This window comes from Pseudomonas fluorescens (assembly GCF_902497745.1).
GTDB lineage: Bacteria > Pseudomonadota > Gammaproteobacteria > Pseudomonadales > Pseudomonadaceae > Aquipseudomonas > Aquipseudomonas fluorescens_BM.
Genome location: NZ_CABVHJ010000033.1, coordinates 1 through 1,499 on the forward strand (window position 1 = coordinate 1; position 1,499 = coordinate 1,499).

General features: G+C 58.5%; 2 protein-coding genes. Both read left to right on the forward strand.

Annotated elements, in window-relative coordinates; translation table 11 throughout:
* Positions 1-638 (forward strand): IS3 family transposase (locus F8N44_RS30020; RefSeq protein ID WP_150649842.1); only part of this gene is annotated, 638 nt, incomplete at its 5' end.
* Positions 639-689: 51 nt separating this feature from the next.
* The coding region (locus tag F8N44_RS30025; protein WP_224794839.1) for an autotransporter outer membrane beta-barrel domain-containing protein at positions 690-1,499 on the forward strand (810 nt) is incomplete at its 3' end.

Genomic DNA, 1,499 nt, shown 5'->3' on the forward strand with positions numbered 1-1,499 from the left:
AACAAAGTCAGGCGCCGATCAACGTCAAGCGGGTCTATCGCGTGATGCGCGATCATCAGTTGCTGCTTGAGCGACGAATTAAACAACCCGGCGTGGCGCGTCGCCACGAAGGCCGCATTGCCGTCGCCACCAGCGATACCCGGTGGTGCTCGGACGGGTTTGAGTTTCGCTGTGATGATAACGCCAAGCTGAGCGTGACCTTTGCCCTAGACTGCTGCGACCGCGAAGCCATCGGTTGGGTGGCCAGCCCGACCGGGTACAGCGGCGACGATATCCGTGATCTGATGCTGGAGGCGGTGGAAAAACGCTTCGGTGAAGAGGCGCCTGCCACTCCGGTGCAATGGCTGAGCGACAATGGCTCGGCCTACATCGCGGAACAGACACGCCTGTTTGCCCGACAGATAGGCTTGCAGCCGGTGACGACACCGGTGCGCAGCCCACAGAGCAACGGCATGGCCGAGAGCTTCGTCAAAACGATGAAGCGCGACTACGTCGCGCACATGCCCAAACCTGACCGTGAAACAGCCTTGCGCAACCTGACGATTGCCTTTGAGCATTACAACGAGGAGCATCCGCACAGCGCGTTGAAATACCGTTCACCAAGGGAGTTTAGGCGCTTGGCAGCGGCATCAATTTAACGGGGTATTGGTGTCCGGTTTGGCAGGGGCCAGTCCACACAACAGGGCCGTATCGCAGCGGGGGCTTACGATTACAGCCTTATGCGCGGTACGGGTGCGGACGCTAATAACTGGTATCTCAGTAGTAGTTTGACTCCTCCAGCCATCCCTCCTGTTGATCCCCCGGTTACGCCACCCGTTGACCCAGCACCGGGTGTGCAAGTTCTACGTCCAGAAGCAGGTGCTTACATCGGCAACCTCGCCGGGGCGAATAGCATGTTCACTGCAAATCTTGACGATCGTCTCGGCGAAACAGAGTACACCGACGAGGTAACTGGCGAGCACAAGGTGACCAGTTTGTGGATGCGCACGGGTGGCGGTCGTAATCGCTCCGAAGACTCCAGCGGGCAACTGAAAATGAAGGCGAATCGCTACAGCGTGCTGCTGGGCGGAGACCTGGCAGGCGGTAGCAGTCGCAATGGCAGCACTTGGCGTTTGGGTGGCCTGGCGGGATATGGCAATGACCGCAACACGACCACTTCCGATATAACCGGCTATCGGGCAAAGGGCGAGGTAGACGGATATACCGCAGGCCTGTACGGAACCTGGTACGCCAACGGTTCCGATGAAGCGGGGCTGTATGTCGACAGCCTGTTGCAGTACAGCTGGTTTAACAACACTGTGAAAGGTGACGAACTGGCCAATGAAAGCGACAAATCCAAAGGGCTGAGCACCTCGTTGGAAAGCGGTTATGTGTTTGATCTGGGCAGCCGTGCAGGAAATAGCTATTTCCTGCAGCCGAAGGCGCAACTTGCGTGGTCGGGCATTCGTGCCGATGACTACACCGAACAGAATGGCACCCGCGTGTCCGCGACCGGAGGC